General features: G+C 67.6%; 18 protein-coding genes. 8 read left to right on the top strand and 10 right to left on the bottom strand.

Annotated features, from left to right (window positions below; translation table 11 throughout):
• Positions 1-3: 3 nt before the first annotated feature.
• Genes HNE04_RS05790 through HNE04_RS05775 form a run of 4 tightly spaced genes read left to right on the top strand, consistent with a single transcriptional unit; the run spans position 4 to position 4,047 of the window.
• Positions 4-1,557 carry a polyamine aminopropyltransferase gene (locus HNE04_RS05790; RefSeq protein WP_328700267.1) on the top strand — a complete coding sequence of 518 codons (1,554 nt, stop codon included), beginning with the start codon at positions 4-6 and terminating at the stop codon, positions 1,555-1,557.
• Positions 1,536-3,101 carry an FAD-dependent oxidoreductase gene (locus HNE04_RS05785; RefSeq protein WP_172217571.1) on the top strand — a complete coding sequence of 522 codons (1,566 nt, stop codon included), beginning with the start codon at positions 1,536-1,538 and terminating at the stop codon, positions 3,099-3,101. The genes HNE04_RS05790 and HNE04_RS05785 overlap by 22 nt, the downstream gene beginning before the upstream one ends.
• Positions 3,102-3,148: 47 nt before the next feature.
• Complete coding sequence (locus HNE04_RS05780; protein ID WP_172217570.1) at positions 3,149-3,520, top strand: TA system antitoxin ParD family protein; 372 nt, start codon at positions 3,149-3,151, stop codon at positions 3,518-3,520.
• Positions 3,521-3,528: 8 nt separating this feature from the next.
• Positions 3,529-4,047, top strand: coding sequence for a hypothetical protein (locus HNE04_RS05775; protein ID WP_172217569.1), 519 nt, complete (start codon positions 3,529-3,531; stop codon positions 4,045-4,047).
• A 5-nt stretch (positions 4,048-4,052) separates the two neighbouring features.
• Here the strand turns inward: HNE04_RS05775 and HNE04_RS05770 are convergent, their stop codons facing one another.
• From HNE04_RS05770 to speD, 3 genes are all read right to left on the bottom strand, one after another.
• The gene (locus HNE04_RS05770; RefSeq protein ID WP_172217568.1) at positions 4,053-5,438 is read right to left on the bottom strand and encodes an aminopeptidase P N-terminal domain-containing protein; all 1,386 of its coding nucleotides are present in this window, start codon (positions 5,436-5,438) and stop codon (positions 4,053-4,055) included.
• The gene (gene murU / locus HNE04_RS05765) at positions 5,435-6,142 is read right to left on the bottom strand and encodes an N-acetylmuramate alpha-1-phosphate uridylyltransferase MurU (RefSeq protein ID WP_235964818.1); all 708 of its coding nucleotides are present in this window, start codon (positions 6,140-6,142) and stop codon (positions 5,435-5,437) included. Before murU ends, HNE04_RS05770 begins: the two co-directional genes overlap by 4 nt.
• 82 nt (positions 6,143-6,224) lie before the next feature.
• Complete coding sequence (speD, locus tag HNE04_RS05760) at positions 6,225-6,602, bottom strand: adenosylmethionine decarboxylase (RefSeq protein WP_172217567.1); 378 nt, start codon at positions 6,600-6,602, stop codon at positions 6,225-6,227.
• 108 nt (positions 6,603-6,710) lie between these two features.
• Here speD and tkt point away from each other — a divergent pair, with 108 nt between their 5' ends.
• Genes tkt through HNE04_RS05745 form a run of 3 tightly spaced genes read left to right on the top strand, consistent with a single transcriptional unit; the run spans position 6,711 to position 10,728 of the window.
• Positions 6,711-8,741: a transketolase gene (gene tkt / locus HNE04_RS05755; RefSeq protein ID WP_172217566.1), complete on the top strand. Its 2,031-nt coding sequence runs from the start codon at positions 6,711-6,713 to the stop codon at positions 8,739-8,741.
• 32 nt (positions 8,742-8,773) lie between these two features.
• Complete coding sequence (gap, locus tag HNE04_RS05750) at positions 8,774-9,772, top strand: type I glyceraldehyde-3-phosphate dehydrogenase (RefSeq protein WP_172217565.1); 999 nt, start codon at positions 8,774-8,776, stop codon at positions 9,770-9,772.
• Between the two features lie 14 nt (positions 9,773-9,786).
• Positions 9,787-10,728, top strand: coding sequence for a DUF5996 family protein (locus tag HNE04_RS05745; protein WP_172217564.1), 942 nt, complete (start codon positions 9,787-9,789; stop codon positions 10,726-10,728).
• Here the strand turns inward: HNE04_RS05745 and HNE04_RS05740 are convergent.
• The 4 genes from HNE04_RS05740 to HNE04_RS05725 all read right to left on the bottom strand — a co-directional run bounded on the left by HNE04_RS05740 (position 10,720) and on the right by HNE04_RS05725 (position 13,498).
• The gene (locus HNE04_RS05740) at positions 10,720-11,301 is read right to left on the bottom strand and encodes a response regulator (RefSeq protein WP_172217563.1); all 582 of its coding nucleotides are present in this window, start codon (positions 11,299-11,301) and stop codon (positions 10,720-10,722) included. The two genes, HNE04_RS05745 and HNE04_RS05740, sit on opposite strands and share 9 nt — an antisense overlap.
• Entirely contained in the window at positions 11,301-11,888 is a 588-nt protein-coding gene (locus tag HNE04_RS05735) for a restriction endonuclease (protein WP_172217562.1), read from the bottom strand. Before HNE04_RS05735 ends, HNE04_RS05740 begins: the two co-directional genes overlap by 1 nt.
• The gene (locus HNE04_RS05730; RefSeq protein WP_172217561.1) at positions 11,885-12,907 is read right to left on the bottom strand and encodes a pirin family protein; all 1,023 of its coding nucleotides are present in this window, start codon (positions 12,905-12,907) and stop codon (positions 11,885-11,887) included. The genes HNE04_RS05735 and HNE04_RS05730 overlap by 4 nt, the downstream gene beginning before the upstream one ends.
• A 114-nt stretch (positions 12,908-13,021) precedes the next feature.
• Positions 13,022-13,498, bottom strand: coding sequence for an FKBP-type peptidyl-prolyl cis-trans isomerase (locus HNE04_RS05725; RefSeq protein WP_172217560.1), 477 nt, complete (start codon positions 13,496-13,498; stop codon positions 13,022-13,024).
• A gap of 40 nt (positions 13,499-13,538) precedes the next feature.
• Here HNE04_RS05725 and HNE04_RS05720 point away from each other — a divergent pair, with 40 nt between their 5' ends.
• Entirely contained in the window at positions 13,539-14,177 is a 639-nt protein-coding gene (locus HNE04_RS05720; RefSeq protein WP_172217559.1) for a ProQ/FINO family protein, read from the top strand.
• On the opposite strand, the gene HNE04_RS05715 is transcribed toward HNE04_RS05720, so the two are convergent.
• From HNE04_RS05715 to HNE04_RS05705, 3 genes are read right to left on the bottom strand one after another with little or no spacing between them, the layout of a single operon-like run.
• Positions 14,174-14,944 carry a fumarylacetoacetate hydrolase family protein gene (locus HNE04_RS05715; RefSeq protein WP_172217558.1) on the bottom strand — a complete coding sequence of 257 codons (771 nt, stop codon included), beginning with the start codon at positions 14,942-14,944 and terminating at the stop codon, positions 14,174-14,176. The two genes, HNE04_RS05720 and HNE04_RS05715, sit on opposite strands and share 4 nt — an antisense overlap.
• 3 nt (positions 14,945-14,947) lie before the next feature.
• Positions 14,948-15,925, bottom strand: coding sequence for a Bug family tripartite tricarboxylate transporter substrate binding protein (locus tag HNE04_RS05710; RefSeq protein WP_172217557.1), 978 nt, complete (start codon positions 15,923-15,925; stop codon positions 14,948-14,950).
• A 37-nt stretch (positions 15,926-15,962) separates the two neighbouring features.
• Positions 15,963-17,399, bottom strand: a complete 1,437-nt coding sequence (locus tag HNE04_RS05705) for an amidase (protein WP_207717458.1) — start codon at positions 17,397-17,399, stop codon at positions 15,963-15,965.
• Between the last annotated feature and the right edge of the window lie 10 nt (positions 17,400-17,409).

The raw sequence follows: 17,409 nt of genomic DNA, 5'->3' as shown, positions 1-17,409 counted from the left end.
ACCGTGACGGTCCTGGAACAGGCGCGGCCCGCGCAGGCCGCGCCATCGCCGCGCCCGGTCGAGGTGGCCCTGCTCGCCTCGGTCTTCGTGGTCGCCGCCTGCGGCCTGGTCTACGAACTGGCGGCGGGCGCCCTGGCTTCGTACGTGCTGGGCGACTCGGTGCTGCAGTTTTCCACCATCATCGGCACCTACCTGTTCGCCATGGGGGTGGGTTCCTGGCTCTCCCGTTTTTTCGAGCGCCAGTTGCCGGCGCACTTTCTTCGCATCGAGCTGCTGGTGGCGCTGGTCGGCGGCTCGCTGCCCGCCCTGCTGTTCATCGCCAATGCCTATGTTCCCGGGGCCTTTCGCGGACTGCTCTACGGGCTGGTGCTGCTGGTCGGCATCCTGGTCGGCCTGGAGATCCCGCTGGTGATGCGCATCCTCAAGCGCAATGTCGCGCTCAAGGACCTGGTGTCGCAGGTTCTCACCTTCGACTACCTGGGCGCGCTGGCGGTGTCCGTCGCCTTCCCGCTGCTGCTGGTGCCGCAACTGGGCCTCGTGCGAACCGGCTTGCTGTTCGGCCTGATGAATGCGGCGGTGGCGCTGTGGGCGCTCTGGCTGTTTCGCCATGAGCTGCGGCGGCTGCGCGCGCATGTGCTGGCATGCGGCGCGACCCTGATCCTGCTGGGGGCCGCGTTTGCCGGCGCCCATCACATCAGCACGCTCGCCGAGGACAGGTTCTACCAGGACCCCATCGTCTTCGCCGCCACTTCGCCCTACCAGCGCATCGTGGTGACGAAGGGGCGCGCCGGGCACCGGCTTTTCTTGAACGGCAACCTGCAGTTCGCCGAGCGTGACGAGTACCGCTATCACGAAGCGCTGGTGCATCCGGCGATGGCGGCGCATGGCGCACCGCGCAAGGTTGCCGTGCTTGGTGGCGGCGACGGCATGGCGGTGCGCGAGGTGCTGCGCTACCCCGGGGTGGAGAGCATCACGCTGGTCGAGCTCGACCCGAACATGACGCGGCTTTTCTCCACGCACGAAACGCTGGTGGGCCTGAATGGCGGATCGCTGGCCTCGCCCAAGCTGAAGATCGTGAACACCGACGCCTTCCAGTGGCTGCAGCAGACGCAGGAGATGTTCGACGTCATCGTGGTGGACTTCCCCGACCCCACCAACTTCTCGATCGGCAAGCTCTACACCAGCTCGTTCTATGCCCTGCTGGAGCAGCGGCTGGCGGCCAGCGGCTACGCCGTGATCCAGACCACGTCGCCGCTGGTCGCACGCCGCAGTTTCTGGACCGTGGTGGCCACCGTCGAATCGGTGGGGCTGAAGGCGACGCCGTATCACGCGCATGTGCCCAGTTTCGGCGAGTGGGGCTTCGTCATCGCCGGCCGCAGGCCGTATCGCCAGCCCGCGGAATTGCCGCCGGGCCTGAAATTCCTGGGCCTGCCCAGCCTGCCGCCCATGTTCGATTTCCCGCGCGACATGGCCCGCGTGCCCGCCGAAGTGAACCGCCTGTCCAACCAGGTCCTGGTGACGACCTACGAGCAGGAATGGGGCAAGGTGCAGCAGTGATCTCGCGCCGCACCGCGCTCGCCGGCCTGGGCCTGCCGCTGCTGGGTTGCGACAGGCCCGCCGCCATCACCGGTGCTTTGCAAGGCGCGAGTGCCGAAAGGGGGCACCTGTTGCGCGAGCGCGGATCGTGGCCCGCGCCGGCATCCGCAGGCCGGGTGCGCGTGCTCATCGCGGGCGGCGGCGTGGCGGGCCTGGCGGCGGCGCGGGCGCTGCGGCGACGCGGCATCGAAGACTTCGCCTTGCTCGAACTCGAGGACGCCGCCGGCGGCAACAGCCGCAGCGGCGAGGTCGCTGGCATTGCCTGTCCCCTGGGCGCGCATTACCTGCCGCTGCCGGGCGATGACGCGCCGGAAGTGCAGGACCTGCTGCAGGAACTGGGCTTGCGCCGGCGCGAGGCCGGCCGCTGGATCTACGACGAGCGACACCTGTGCCACGCGCCGCAGGAGCGGCTCTTCTTCGACGGCAGCTGGCAGGAAGGCTTGCTTCCGGTGCAGGGCGTGGCGCCGGCGACGCTGTCGCAGTACCAGCGCTTTGCCGCACGCATCGAGCAGGCGAGCCGCGCTGCCCGCTTCACCATTCCCGCACCGCGGACGCCATCGGCCAGCCACAGGGCCCTCGATGCGATCACCTTCGCCGCCTGGCTCGATGGCGAGGGCCTGGGCGACAAGCACCTGCGCTGGTACCTGGACTACTGCTGCCGCGACGACTATGGCGCCGGCATCGGCACCGTGTCGGCCTGGGCCGGCATCCACTACTTCGCCAGCCGCCATGGCTTCCAGGCGCCCGGTGCACAAAACGTGGAGCGCGAGGGCGTGCTGACCTGGCCGGAAGGCAATGGCTGGCTCACCCGCCGGATGGCGGCCGGGCTGGGCGAACGCTTGCGCCTGGGCCGCGTCGTGACGCGCATCGCCCAGGGCCGGCACACCGTCGAAGTGGACGCCTGGAACGCCGCCACGCAAGGGCTCGAACGCTGGCAGGCGGATCACTGCATCGTCGCGCTGCCGCTGTTCGTTGCGGCCCGCGTGGTGCAAGACGCGCCCGCCCTGCTGCGCGAGCGCGCGAAGCAGACCCGCTACGCGCCCTGGGCCGTCGCCAACCTGCACCTGCGCGAGCCCTTGAAAGACCGGCCCGGCGCGCCGCCTTCGTGGGACAACGTGATCTACGGGGCCCAGGGCCTGGGCTACGTCGATGCCAGGCATCAGAGCCTGGACCCGCGGCCCGGGCCGACGGTGCTGAGCTGGTACTGCGCCCCGGGCGAAGCAGCCCGCAAGCAGCTGCTGTCGCGCACCTGGCGTGACTGGCAAGCCGAAGTCATATCCGAGCTCTCCGCGCCGCATCCCGACCTGGCAGCCAAGCTCGCACGGATCGAAGTCGCGCGCTACGGCCATGCCATGGCCATTCCGGTGCCGGGCGTGCTGGCTCAGGTCGCGTTGGGCGCACCGCGAGCCGGCCGTCTGGCCTTCGCCCACAGCGACTGGGCCGGCTACTCGATCTTCGAGGAGGCTTTCACGGCCGGCCATCGGGCGGGCCTGGGTGTGGTTTGACGCGATGGCGCTATATGGCGCAAAATGCGCCATAAAGGAAAACGCCCATGCCCGACGCCCCGCCCTTCGTTTCGGTCAAGCTGCCCGCTGCCTTGGTGAACCAGGCGCGTGAGGCGGCCCAGACCATGCGCCGTTCCGTGGCCAGCCAGATCGAGTACTGGGCGACGCTGGGCAAGGCGCTGGAGCATGCGGGCCTCACCACCGGCGACAGCCAGGCCCTGATCGCGCGCCAGGAGCGCGCGCAGTACTCGGTGGGTGTGCCGGCGCCCTTGTCGCCCGAGCTCGATGCCTTGCACAGCCATGTGCTGGCGGTCGCCAAATCGGGCTCGCTCAACGAGCGCACCCGCGCGGTGGTCGAAGCCAAGCGGGCCAAGCCGGCCCAACCCGCTAAACCCGCCAGGCCTCGCAAGGCAAGCTGAAGCCGCGGATGCCGGTGCTGCATCTCATTGCCGGGCCGGATGGCGCCGGCAAGTCCACGCTTTACCGCAGCCTGATCGCGCCGCGTTATCCGGGGCTGCCGTTAGTCACGGCCGACGCTGCCCGCAGCGCGCTGGTGGCGCAAGGCAAGGACTTCGCCACCAAGACTGTGTTCGCGCACCCGTCCAAGCTGGAACTGCTGGCGCAGGCGCGAGCGAAGGGCTTTGCCACCGTGCTCTATGTGGTCTGTGTCGAAGAGCCCAGGCTGCTGCTCGGGCGCGTGCGCCAACGGGCAATGGACGGCGGCGAGGACGTGGCGCCGCATAAGATCATCACTCGCTATTCGCGGACGCTGGCCCTGCTCCGGGAAGGGGTGGCGTTCGCCGATCTGTCGCTGCTGTTCGATGGCGGCGATGTGCAGAACGGTGGACCGGCGCTGCTGGCCAGCATCGCGGCGGGCCGCATGCATCTGCACACGGCCTTGCGCCCGCGTTGGGCGGAGAAGTTGCTGGGTTTCGCCGAGGGCTAGCGGCTTCAGCCGCGCATCAAGGCCTCGATCTCGTCGGGCTTGACCGGCACGCCGCGCGAAATCAGATCACAACCGCTTTCGGTCACGATCGCGTCGTCCTCGATGCGGATGCCGATATGGTGGAACCTCTCCGGCACGCCTTCGGCCGGGCGCACGTAGATCCCGGGCTCGATGGTCAGCACCATGCCGGGCTTGAGGACGCGGCTGGGCCGGTTCTTGATGATCTCGCCCGACAGCGGGTCCTTGCGCTCGCTCACTTCGCCCACCTGCGAGGGCTCCACATAGCTGCCGCAGTCGTGCACGTCCATCCCCAGCCAGTGGCCGGTGCGGTGCATGTAGAACTGGAAGTAGCTGCGGTTGTCGATCACGTCCTGGACGCTGCCGACCTTGTTCTTGTCCAGCAACCCGACGTCGAGCATGCCCTGGGCCAACACCTTCACCGTCGCCTCGTGCGGGTCGATGAAGCGGGCGCCCGCCCGGGTGGCGGCGACCGCGGCCTCCTGCGAGGCCAGCACCAGCTCGTACAGGGCGCGCTGCGGGCCGCTGAACTTGCCGTTGGCGGGGAAGGTGCGGGTGATGTCGCTGGCATAGCTGTCCAACTCGCAACCGGCGTCGATCAAGACCAGTTCGCCGTTGCGCACGGGGGCGGTATCCGAGCGGTAGTGCAGCACGCAGGCGTTGGAGCCCGCGGCCACGATGGAGTTGTAGGCCGAGCTTTGGGAGCCGCCCAAGCGGAATTCGTGCATCAATTCCGCATCGAGGTGGTACTCGCGCACGTCCTTTCCCTCTCGCAACATGCGAGCCGACAGCTTCATGGCGCGAACATGGCCGCGCGCGCTGATCTGCCCGGCGCGGCGCATGATGTCCTGTTCGTGCGCGTCTTTCACCAGGCGCATCTCGTCGAGGATGGCGCACAGGTCGCGCTGCTGTTCGGGGCACAACGCACCGTAGCGCACGCGGGCGCGGACCTGGTTCAGCCAGCCGCCGACGCGGGCTTCCAGCCCTTCGTGGATCGCGAACGGATACCAGACCGCGTCGCGGTTTTCCAGCAGCTTGGGCAACTGCGCGTCGAGTTCGGCCACCGAATGCGCGGCGTCGACGCCTAGCGCCGCCGGTGCCGCCTCGGGGCCCAGCCGGTACCCGTCCCAGATTTCGCGCTCCAGATCCTTGGGCGCGCAAAACAGCGTGCTCTTGCCGTCGCCGGTGATCACCAGCCAGGCATTGGGCTCGCGAAAGCCGGTGAGGTAGTAGAAGTAGCTGTCGTGCCGGTAGAGGAAGTCGCTGTCGCGGTTGCGCGGGCGCTCCGGTGCGGTGGGAATCAGGGCGATGCCGTCCTTGCCCAGTTGGGAGGCGACGCGGGCGCGGCGCTCGGCGTAGATCGAATTGCTCATGTTGCGTTCAGTTGGGCCAGCCGGTCGGGGGTGCCTACATCGGTCCAGGGCCCGGTGTAGATCTCGGCAGTGACCTCGCCATTGTCCATCGCCGTGCGTAGCAATGGGGCCAGCGGGGCTTTGAGGCCGTGCGGATTGCCGGCGGGCAGGCCGGCGAGCAAGGCCTTGCGATAGATGCCGATGGTGGAAAATGTGTAGCGGGTATCGGCCCGGTTCAGCGCCACGCCGTCCGGCTGCAACCCGAAGTCGCCTTTCGGGTTGTGCTGCGGATTGGGCACCAGGTAGATATGGGCCAGCTTGCCGCCGGCGGTGAAATGGTCCATGGCCGCGCGGGTGAATTCGAACTCGGGCACATAGACATCGCCGCCGACCACCCAGAAGGCGTCGTCCAGCAGGGGCAGGGCCCGGGCAATGCCGCCCGCGGTTTCCAGCGCGCCGCCGAAATCGCGGCCCTCGTGGGAATAGCGGATGCGCGGTCCGTCCTCGGCCAGCGAGGCCGCGGCGAAATGATCCTCGATCTGATGCCCGAGCCACGCCGTATTGATGACCAGATCGCGCCAGCCGCCGCGCCCCAAAGCATCGACGTGGTACTGGATCAGCGGCTTGCCGCGCACCTTCAGCAGCGGCTTGGGACAGTGGTCGGTGAGCGGCCGCATGCGCTCGCCGCGGCCCGCCGCCAGGATCATGGCCTGGGCCCCTGTCATTTCACGAGCCCCCACGGTTGCCGCTGCGCGGCTGCCCTGCCCCCCGAGGGGGCCTTTGCGCCTAGGGGCGGCCCGTCGGCGCTCATTCGCCGTCCCCGCGGTCCAACGATCTCTGCTCGGTCCACTCGGGCTGGAAGCGATCCACCAACGCCGCCATCAGGCCGCGCGCCTTGGCCGAATGATCGGCGCCGAAGTTGCAGACATAGACGTCCACCGTCACCGCCCGCTGCTCGGGCCAGGTGTGCAGGCAGATATGCGATTCGGCCAACAGGACCGTCGCCGTGACGCCGCCGGCTTCGTCACCCACACCGGGAAAAGTATGGAAGAGTTTGTCGACCGGCTGCAGGCCGACCGCTTGCACGGCCTGCAGGCACCAGTCGCCCAGTTGCGTTGCATCGGTCAGCCATGCATGGTCGCAGCGGCATTTGTACAGGTCGGCGGTCAGGTGGAGCCCTTGCATGCCATCACTGTAGACGAAGAGCGGTACGGAACCCGAACAAAACGGGTCCCCAGCCCCAGCCGGTAAAATGCCGGGTTTCCCCTGATTACACCCCCCGGAGCAGCCCTGATGGCCAATGATTCACAGATGGCGAACGCGATTCGCGCGCTCGCCATGGACGCAGTACAACAAGCCAATTCGGGACATCCGGGCGCGCCCATGGGCATGGCCGATATCGCGGTCGCGTTGTGGGGCCGCCACCTCAAGCACAACCCCACCAATCCGCATTGGTTCGACCGCGACCGTTTCGTGCTGTCCAACGGCCACGGTTCGATGCTGATTTACGCGCTGTTGCACCTGACTGGCTACGACCTGCCGATCGATGAGCTGAAGAATTTCCGCCAGTTGCACAGCAAGACGGCGGGCCACCCCGAGGTGGGTGTCACGCCGGGCGTGGAAACCACCACCGGCCCGTTGGGCCAGGGCATCAGCAATGCCGTGGGCATGGCGCTGGCCGAGAAGCTGCTGGCCGCCGAGTTCAACCGCGACGGCCACACCGTGGTCGATCATCACACCTACGTGTTCCTGGGCGATGGCTGCCTGATGGAAGGCATCAGCCATGAGGCCTGCGCCCTGGCCGGCGCCTGGAAGCTGGGCAAGCTGATCGCCATCTACGACGACAACGGCATCTCCATCGACGGCCAGGTCGAGCCCTGGTTCATCGACGACACGCCAGCCCGCTTCAAGGCCTACGGCTGGAACGTCATCGGCCCGGTCGACGGCCACGACATCGCCGCCATGGACCGCGCCATTGCCGACGCCCGCCGCAGCGCCGACAAGCCGGCCCTGATCGTCGCCGACACACACATCGGCAAGGGCAGCCCGAACCGCGCCAACACCGCCAAGGCGCATGGCGAGGCACTGGGCCTGGAAGAAGTCAGGCTCACGCGTGAAGCCATGGGCTGGCCGCACGAACCCTTCGTGGTGCCGCAAGCGGTGTACGACGACTGGGACGCCAAGGCCAAGGGCGCCGCCGCACAGGCCGAGTGGGACAAGCGATTCGCCGCCTACCGCGCCGCCCATCCGGAACTGGCTAGCGAGTTCACCCGTCGCATGAAGGGCGAGCTGCCGAGGAATTTCGCGCAGATTACGGTGGACGCGGCCGTCGCTGCCCATGCCAAGGCCGAGACCGTGGCCTCGCGCAAAGCCTCGCAACTGGCGCTGGAAGCCTTCACCGCGGCACTGCCCGAGATGCTGGGCGGCTCGGCCGACCTGACCGGCTCCAACCTCACCAACACCAAGAGCACGCCGGCGCTGCGCTTCGACCTGGCCGGCGACGTCAAGCGCACCGAAGACGGCAAGATCGGCCGCCACATCAACTACGGCGTGCGCGAGTTCGGCATGGCCGCGGTGATGAACGGCATCACGCTGCACGGCGGCTATATCCCCTACGGCGGCACCTTCCTCACCTTCAGCGACTACAGCCGCAACGCCATCCGCATGGCGGCGCTGATGAAAAAGCGCGTGATCCATGTGTTCACGCACGACTCCATCGGCCTGGGCGAGGACGGTCCCACCCACCAGTCGATCGAGCACGCGGCCAGCCTGCGTCTGATCCCCAACCTGGACGTCTGGCGTCCCTGCGACACGGCCGAGACGGCGGTGGCCTGGGCCGTCGCCCTGCAGAACATGAATCGGCCGACGGCGTTGCTGCTGTCGCGCCAGAACCTGCCGTACGCGCCCAAGGCCGGCCTGGAAGACATCAGCAAGGGCGGCTATGTGCTGGCCGATGCGGCCGAGGTCGGCCTGGACAAGAAGCCCCAGGCCGTGATCATCGCCACCGGCTCCGAAGTTCAGCTCGCGCTCAAGGCGCAGGAACAGCTGGCGGCGCAGAAGATAGCGGTGCGGGTGGTTTCCATGCCCAGCACCACGACCTTCGACCGCCAGAATGCCATCTACAAGAACGACGTGCTGCCGGTCGGCATCCCGCGCATCGCCGTCGAGATGGGCGTGACCGACTACTGGTGGAAATACGGCTGCGCGGCCGTGGTCGGCATCGATACTTACGGCGAATCGGCGCCGGCCAATGTCCTGTTCAAGCATTTCGGCTTCACGCCGGAAAACGTCGCGGACACCGTGCGCGCCGTCCTCGCCAAATGATTTCCTAACTCTTCTCAGTCGGAGCAATCACCATGACCATCAAAATCGGCATCAACGGCTTCGGCCGCATCGGGCGCAACGTGCTGCGCTCGGCAGTCCAGAATTTCAGCGACATCGAGGTCGTCGGCATCAACGACCTGCTGGAGCCCAGCTACCTGGCCTACATGCTGCAGTACGACTCGGTGCATGGCCGCTTCAAGGGCGACATCGCGGTGGACGGCAACACGCTGGTGGTCAATGGCAAGAAAATCCGCCTGACGCAGGAACGCGATCCGGCCAACCTGAAGTGGAATGAAGTCGGCGCCGACATCGTCATCGAGTCCACCGGCCTGTTCCTGGACAAGGACTCGGCCAGCAAGCACCTGGCCGCCGGCGCCAAGAAGGTCATCATCTCCGCGCCCAGCAAGGACGACACGCCGATGTTCGTCTTCGGCGTCAACGACAAGACCTACAAGGGCGAGGCGATCATCTCCAACGCCTCGTGCACTACCAACTGCCTGGCGCCCCTGGCCAAGGTGCTCAACGACAAGTGGGGCATCAAGCGCGGCCTGATGACCACCGTGCACGCCGCCACCGCGACGCAGAAGACTGTGGACGGCCCGAGCAACAAGGACTGGCGCGGCGGCCGCGGCATCCTGGAAAACATCATCCCTTCCTCCACCGGCGCGGCCAAGGCGGTGGGCGTGGTGATCCCCGAGCTGAACAAGAAGCTGACCGGCATGAGCTTCCGCGTGCCGACCTCCGATGTGTCGGTGGTCGACCTGACGGTGGAGCTGGTCAAGGAAGCGACCTACAAGGAAATCTGCGCCGAGTTCAAGGCGCAATCCGAAGGCGCCCTGAAGGGCGTGCTGGGCTACACCGAGGACAAGGTGGTGGCCACAGATTTCCGCGGCGACGCCCGCACCTCGATCTTCGACGCCGACGCCGGCATCGCGCTGGACGGCACCTTCGTCAAGCTGGTGTCCTGGTACGACAACGAATGGGGCTACTCGAACAAGTGCCTGGAGATGGTGCGGGTGGTCGCGAAGTAGCATGATGAGGGCCCATGAGCGCTTCCTCCGAATCGCAAGCGTGGCCCTCCCTTCCGCTCGAGGCCTGGAGTGAGAGTTGCGCGACCTTGCACATGTGGACGCAGATCGTCGGCAAGATCAGGATCGCGCAATGCCCCTGGACCAACCATTCCTGGCATGTCACGCTGTACGTGACGGCCAGGGGACTGACGACCTCACCGGTCCCGTACGGCAGCTCGACGTTCGAGATTGACTTCGATTTCGTCGACCACCAGCTGATCGTGCAGACCAGCGACGGCCGCGCTGCCCGCATGGCACTGGAGCCGCAATCGACGGCTGCGTTCTACGCCAGGCTCATGGATGAGATGCGCAAGCTGGGCCTGGACGTGCAGATCCATCACAAACCGAACGAAGTTCCCGATCCCATCCGTTTCGACGAGGACCAGGTCCACTGCGCCTACGACGCAGACTACGTCAATCGTTTCTGGCGGATCCTGGTGCAAGCCGACCGGGTCTTCAAGGAATTCCGCGGCCGCTTCATCGGCAAGTGCAGCCCGGTGCATTTTTTCTGGGGCGGGCCGGACCTGGCCGTCACGCGGTTTTCGGGACGGCGGGCTCCGGAACATCCGGGCGGCATCCCCAGCCTGCCGGACTGGATCACTCGCGAGGCCTACTCGCACGAAGTCAGCAGCTGCGGCTTCTGGCCCGGCGGGGGCGCCGTGCCGTACCCCGCGTTCTACTCCTACGCCTATCCGGAACCGGCTGGTTTCGCGGCGGCGGCCGCTCGGCCCGGCGCGGCGTTCTATAGCAACGAATTGCGGGAATTCATTCTCCCCTACGACGCCGTGCGGCAGGCGGACTCGCCCGATCGGGTCCTGCTCGAGTTCCTGCAGACGACCTACGAGACGGCCGCCGATCTGGGCCGGTGGGATCGCGGGTTTTTGGAGCGCGATTCCAGCGCCAAGACTTCAGCCTAGCTCAGCGGCGGTACGTGTCCCTACCCAGCGCAGCAGCGTGCGCCACAGTTCGTCCGGCTCGATGGGTTTGCTCACGAAGTCGTTCATCCCGGCGTCCAGGCAGCGCTGGCGGTCCTGCGCCATCGCGTTGGCGGTCATGGCCACGATCGGCAGCGCATCGAAGCGGCCGAGCTTGCGGATTTCGATGGTCGCCTCCAGGCCGTCCATGACCGGCATCTGCATATCCATGAGGACGATGTCGTAGGGGTTGGCCTGGACCATGTCGATGGCGATGCGGCCGTCGGCGGCGATGTCGACCACCAGCCCCGCATCCATGAGGATTTCGGAGGCGACGATCTGGTTGATATCGTTGTCTTCGACCAGCAGGACGCGCGCCCCCTGAATCGACGCGAGTATCGTTTTTGCTTCGACCGACTCATCCCGGGTGGGGGCCGTGCTGGCGCGCTGCATGCCCAGGGCATTCATCGTCGTGTCGAACAGCACGGAAGGGCAGATCGGCTTGGCCAGCACATCGTGCACGCCGACGGCCTCGCTTTCCTTGAGCATTTCTGCCCGGCCATAGGCCGACACCATCACGATATGGGGCCGGACAGCTTCGCGTTCTTGAGCAGGAGCGCCAGGGCCGGGCCCTGCATCAGCTGGATCTGGTGGCGCTTGGCAAAAGCCTGCGCCTGGGCGCTGAGGTCCCCCAGCGCCACATACAGGCAGTTGCTGGCGCCGCGCGTCTGCGCCGCATCGCGCAGCGCCTGCAAGGCCTCCTCGCCGTGCCGCGCCGCCTTCCAGCGCCGCGCGGCGACGAGCGTGGTCGCACCTTCGCGCGTGAGCGCAAAGTCGGCCACTCCCTGCATGCGTTCCACGCGATAGCCCTGTTGGGTGAAGCCTTCCTCCAGCAGGGCGGAGAATTCCGGCCAGTTCATGGTGCCCACGGCCCCGAGTATTTCCTCGGACCGCCGGGCACTGGGTCGCCGCAGCTGCTGCCACAGGGCGACCAGGCCGACGACGGCAAACGGCACCGCGCCCATGGCCCCGAGCACGCGGTACTGTTCCGGCAACAGCGCGAAGGCCGCCGTCACGAACGCGGCGACGATGAGCATGCTGATCCACCACGGCGACCGCAGCAGCACCGCGAACAGCGAGTTCGGGGCCATCTTGAATTTCATGGCTTTTCCTCGCGCCCATCCGGATGCCGCGCAAACCGCGGCGTGTCCAGCCCGTGAACCGGTGCGCTGTCGGGCCAGGGCCACCCGCCGAACTGGGTGCGCCGGTAGTCCTGCATGGCCTGCATGATCTCGGCCTGCGTGTTCATCACGAACGGGCCGTACTGGGCCACCGGCTCGCCGATCGGGCGGCCCTGCAGCAGCAGGAACTCCGCCTGCGCATCGCCGTTGACGAGCTCCGCCGGCACATCGGCCTGGATCTCGATCGCCGAAGGGCCGGTCACCCGCTGGCCGCCGACGGTCACGGCGTCGCCCTTGAAGAAGTAGAGATTGCGCCTGGTGCCATCGCCCTTGGCCGGCGGCAGCGTCCAGCGCGCGCCCGGCGCCATGCGGACGGTCCAGATGGCGACGTCGGCATCCGGCTGCGCGGCCCAGGAATCGGGCGGCGGCGGCAACGGCTGCCCGGCGCCCGCCAGCGGGCCGGCAACGGTCGAAATCTCGGTTTCCCGTCCGGCCTCATCCTGGGCCACCAGTCGCGGAATGTCCTTGCCCCAGAACATGGTGAAGTGCGCGGGCACCATCTTGTTGCGCGCGGGCAGGTTCAGCCAGATCTGGAACAGCTCCAGCGGGTTGTCCTTGTCGGTCTCCAGCAGCGGGAACATTTCGGAATGCACCACGCCGCCGCCGGCAGTGAGCCATTGCGCGTCGCCCTGGCCGAAGCGCGCCGCGGCACCCAGCGAGTCGGAATGGTCGATCAGGCCCTTGCGCACCACCGTCACGGTTTCGAAGCCGCGGTGTGGATGGCCCGGAAAGCCGGGCACCGTATCGCCGTGGTACATGCTCCAGCCGTCCTTGCGGCTGAAGTCCTGGCCGATCTCCCGGCCGGCCAGCGATGCGGCAGGGGCCATCTGGCCGTTGCCCTTGGGATAGGCATCGTCGTGGTAGGCGCAGAACAGGAAGGGATCTGCGGTTTCCCAGGGAAAGCCCAGGGGCTTGATCTGGAGGACGGGACTGCTCGGCATCGGGGTGCTCCTGTTCAAAAAGGGACGATCCCTTGATATGGGGTCGCCCGCCCGGCCCTAAAGGCCGGCGGGCGGGACGCACCGGCCTATGCGCAGGACAATCGCCGCCCGGCCTCAGTGGTGATGCCCGTGCGCGCCATGCACGTGGCGATGCGCGATCTCTTCCTCGCTGGCCGCGCGCACACCCGTCACCTTGATGGCGAAGCGCAGCTCCTTGCCCGCCAGCGGATGGTTGCCGTCGAGATGCACGGTGTCGCCCTTGATCTTCATCACGTGGAAGACATGCGGATGGCCCTCGTCGGTGTGGCCCTCCAGCTGGCCGCCGACCTTCACGCCGGGCGGGAATTCCTTCTTGGGGATGGTGCGCACCAGCGATTCGTCGCGCACGCCGAACGCGTCTTCGGGCTTGAGCTGCAGCGTCACTTCGAAGCCGGACTCGCGCCCCTCCAGCGCGGCCTCGATCTTGGGCAGGGTGTTCTCGTAACCCCCATGGAGGTAGACCATCGGGTCCTTGCTTTCCTCGATGAGTTTGCCGTTGGCGTCGGCGACCTTGTAGCGCAGGGTCACCACGGTGTCTTTTTCGATTTTCATGGCTCGATTTTGCCCGGGAAAAGTGCGTACAGTCTGGGGCATGTCCGATACCGTTTCCGAATCCGTCCCATCCGCACCGCAGAAACCCAAGCCCAAGGCGCCCCGGGCGCAGCGGCCCGCGCATCAGGTGCTGGAGCGCCTGTTCCAGCTTTATCCCAAGATGTTCGGGGCGCGTTTCCTGCCCTTGAAGCTGGGTGTGTTCCAGGAATTGCTGGCGCTGCACCCTGATGAGTTCAAGAAGGAAGATCTGAAGGTCGCGCTGGGCGTTCACGCCCGTTCCACCCGTTACCTCGAAAGCGTTGCCGCCGGCAACAAGCGCCACGACCTGAACGGCTTGCCGGTGGAAGATGTCGCGCCCGAGCATGTGCATCACGCCATCATGGAAGTGTTCCGCCGGCGCCAGGCCCGTTCCAAGGAGGACCTCCGGCCGTGGTTGCGGTCGCGCCTGGTCGAGGCCATCCAGGCCAGCGGCCTGGGACGCGAGGACTATATGGCGCGCGTCCACGCGCAGGACGAGCTGTCGGTTTCCGCCTTGGGCGAAGCCTTCGCGCAGATCGGCGAGGAGGCGGCCAAACGCGAGGCGCTGCGGCGCGCCTACGAGGCCAGCGGCCGCAGCGTCGAGGAGTTCGCCGAGATGTACGGCATGGACCCGGCCACGGTCCGGCTCAGCCTGGGCTAGAGCTGGAGCGAGGCCTCGCCGATGGCCTCGAAGCGGGCCGTCACGAGGTCGCCGGCATGGGCCGGCAGCATCCCGCACCAGGTGCCCGTCGTGACCACCGTTCCGCGCGGCGCCGCGTGACCATCGCGCGTGGCGTGGCGCAACCACGCCGGCAGCACCCAGGCCGGATCGCCCATCGATTGGCTGCCCTTGAATGTCACGGGTGAGCCGGCGCCGATGTGCACGGCCACCGCTTGCGCTGCCCAGTCCCGCGCCGCGAAAGGAATCCATTCGCCCAGCACCAAGGCGCCATGCGATTGCAGATCGGCGAGCTTCAGCAGCGCCGGCGCCTGCACGCCTTGCAGCCAGCGCGAGTCGACCAGTTCAATAGACACCGTCATCGCATCGACCAGCGAGCGCGCCGCGTCTGGCGTGACCTCGGCAGCCTTGAGCGGCGTGACGTCGCGGCCGAGCCGCAGGGCGATCTCGACTTCGATCAGGCGGATGTTGCAGGGCCAGCGCCGCGCATCGGCGGGGCTGGGCCAGACGCCCTCGGCCGGCAGCGGCGCGTGGGTGGCCGTGGCCTCGCGCGACGGACCGCCGGATTTCCAGTAACGGGGAAAGGCCGCGTCGGGACCGTGCAGCGCCTGGGCGACCAGGCCTTGCACGGCGTAGGCATCGGCCGCGTCGCGCAGGGCGTCGATGAAGGTGGAGGCGTCACAGGCCCGGCGCTGTTGCCGGGCCTGGACCAGGGCCTGCGTTACCTCGATCTGGTGGGCTTGCCCCATCGCTCAGCCGTCCACGCGGACGTTGGCTTCCTTGGCCACCTTCGCCCATTTGGCGATTTCGGAGCGGACCAGCTCGGCGAACTTCTCGGACGAGCCGCCGCCGTCCTCGACGCCGAAAGCTTCGAACTTCTCGCGCACGTCGGCCAGCGTCAGCACGGCGTTGATGTCCTTGTTCATCTTCGCGGCGATCGGCGCGGGCAGTTTGCCGGGACCGGAGATGCCGTACCAGTTGAAGGTCTCGAAGCCGGCGAAACCTTGCTCCTGCATCGTGGGCACGTTCGGATAGGCCGTGACGCGCTTGGCGCGGGTCTGGGCGACGGCGATCACCCGGCCGCTTTTCACATGGGGCGTGGCGGCGGTCATGGTTTCGAAGCTGTACTGGATCTGTCCGCCGACGAGGTCGGTGAGCAGCGGGCCGCTGCCCTTGTACGGCACATGCAACGCGTCGACCTTGGCGCGCAGCTTGAACAGCTCGAGCGCGAAATGCTGGGCGGTGCCGGGACCGGCGGAGCCGAAGGTGACCTTGCCCGGCTGCGCCTTGCACAGGGCCACCACTTCCTGCACCGTCTTGGCCGGCTGCATGGCGCCGGCAATCAGCAGGTTGGGCGTGAGGCCCAGCAGCGCGACGGGAACGAAGTCGCGTTCCGGGTGATAGCGCAGCTTGGGCAGCACGGCGGGGGCCAGCGCGTGGCTGTTGATGGTGGTCAGCAGCAGGGTGGTGCCGTCGCTGGCCTGCTGGGCCACGTATTCGGCGGCCAGCGTGCCGGAGGCGCCGGCCTTGTTCTCGATCACCACCGGCTGCTTCCACAAATCGCCCAGCTTCTGGCCGACGACGCGGGCCAGCGCGTCGGCGCCGCCGCCGGGCGGAAAGCCGACAACGATGCGGATCGGTCCGCTGGGCCAGGATTGGGCGCGCAGCGTGGGCACGGCGAAGGTGGTCGCTGCGAGTCCCGCAGCCTGGATGAAATGACGACGTTGCATGAGATGTCTCCGTTGGATGGTCGTTGGGTGTTTCGGTTCAAAGGGTGGGCCAGCGGCCGGCCCAGGGATGGGCGGCCTCGTAGGCAGCGCCGAGGTCTAGGAGTTGATCGTCGGCCCCGTAGGCGCCGATCAGTTGCATGCCGATGGGCAGGCCCTCGCGCGAAGGCGCGCAAGGCAGGGCCAGCCCCGGCAGCCCGGCCGCGTTGACCCAGCCGGTGTAGACAGCGTGGCCACGCGGGCCGACTTCGTGTCCGTCGATGTGGGTCGGGTAGGCCGCTTCGGCGGCCCAGGGCAACGCGGCGACCGAGGGCATCACGATGACATCGATCTTCTCGAACAGTGCCGTGGTATCGCGCCGCAATTGCCTCACATGTTCCATGATCTGCCAGAGCCGTGCGGCCGGCAATCCGCGGCCCTGTTCGGCCATGTCGCGGTACTTCTGCGATGCCTGCGCTGCCCACTGCGGATGCCGTTGGAACAGGTGGGCGAGACCGATCTGGCCGATTTGCGGCCAGGCCTCGCCATAGAAATCCAGATTCAGCGGCAGCGCGCCACTGTCGACATGGTGGCCCAGCGCGGCGAGTTGTTGCACGGCCTGGCCCACGCTGTGCGCGACCTGCGGATCCAGCGGGGCAGTGCCGAAGCGTTCGACGTAAAGAATGCGCAGCGGCGTTGTCATCCCGGGCTTGACCCGGGATCCATCTTCGCGCGCCACTATGGAGGCATTTGCATAGGCGGCCGCCATCGACGACCGGTCCACGGACGACGGGCCGCGCATGACGTCGAACAGCAGCCGGGCATCCGCCACCGTGCGCGCCAGCGGACCTATCACTTCGAAGTCCAGCAGCAGGCTGGGCAACACGTGCTCGCGCGGCACGGCACTCAGCGATGGCTTGAGGCCTACCAAGCCCGTGTGCGCGGCTGGCCGTCGGATCGAGCCACCGCCGTCCTGCCCGATCGCCAGCGGCGCGATGCCGCTGGCGACCGCGGCCACGGCGCCGCCGCTGGAGCCGCCGGGCGTGAGCGCCGGGTCCCAGGGATTGCGCGTGACGCCGAACAGCGGATTGGCCGTGTAGCCCTCCAGCGCGAATTCGGGCACGTTGGTCTTGCCGATGATCAGCGCGCCCGCCGCCCGCGCCCGGCCGACCGCCAGCTCGTCGTGGCCGCACCGGTCATCGCGCAGGCCCGGCGTGCCCCAGGTGGTGGGCTGGTCGGCGGTGAACAGGCTGTCCTTCACTGTCAGCGGAATGCCGTCGAGCGCGGACAGCGGCCGGCCCTGCGCATGGCGCTGGGCCGATGCCGTGGCTTCCTCGATGAACGCCGGATCGCGCCGGGCGATAACGGCGTTGATCTTGGGATTTACCGCCTCCAGCCGCCCCAGGCAAGCCTGCGCCACTGCCAGCGGCGTCAGGCTGCGCTCGCGGTAGCGCCGCTGCAATTCGGTGGCGGGCAGCCGCCACAGGTCTTCGCTCATGCTGTGAGGC

Origin of the sequence: Caenimonas soli (assembly GCF_013155545.1) — a bacterium.
In the GTDB taxonomy this organism is placed as follows: domain Bacteria; phylum Pseudomonadota; class Gammaproteobacteria; order Burkholderiales; family Burkholderiaceae_C; genus Ramlibacter; species Ramlibacter soli.
The sequence above is the reverse complement of the archived record's forward strand: the minus strand, read 5'-3'. Positions and strand labels throughout refer to the sequence as shown.